Origin of the sequence: Parabacteroides sp. AF17-3 (assembly GCF_003635445.1) — a bacterium.
In the GTDB taxonomy this organism is placed as follows: domain Bacteria; phylum Bacteroidota; class Bacteroidia; order Bacteroidales; family Tannerellaceae; genus Parabacteroides; species Parabacteroides goldsteinii.
Window position 1 is genome coordinate 1 of record NZ_QTMM01000014.1, and the last position, 408, is coordinate 408.

A 408-nucleotide genomic window follows, 5' to 3' on the forward strand; every position below is an offset into this window, starting at 1 on the left:
GAAAAGAGTTCAATATGTTTTCCCGTTTCCAGACTTCTCAGATAGCTATCATCTGAAACAGTCAGTCCATGCAGTTCAAAGGAAAGTGCCTCCGGCAGATAGCCTCCATGAGCCAGAATCCGGAACTGGTTGCAGCCGCACATTTCCCCGATTCGCTGCATTTCAGTATACAGCCTGTCCACTTCCGGCAAGCCGACAGGTTCCTTATTCCATACTTCTTTCACAATGAAAGTAAAAGTAACGGAATCCTCCCTGAATCCTACCAGCAGACAGCCGGATTCTTCAGTAACAAAATAATGGTAAGAATGATAAAGATCGCAGAGTGACATTGAGAAAATATGTCAATACTAGAAAAAGGTGAGTCTTCATCCTATCATAGCGGCCCTCTTTCTGTCATGGCGGGGGGGG

The 408-nt window shown here is 45.6% G+C and carries 1 pseudogene; it reads right to left on the reverse strand.

The features are described 5' to 3' along the window. Window positions 1-329, reverse strand: a pseudogene (locus DWW91_RS18095) (helicase); the annotation flags it as partial. Window positions 330-408 lie beyond the last annotated feature (79 nt).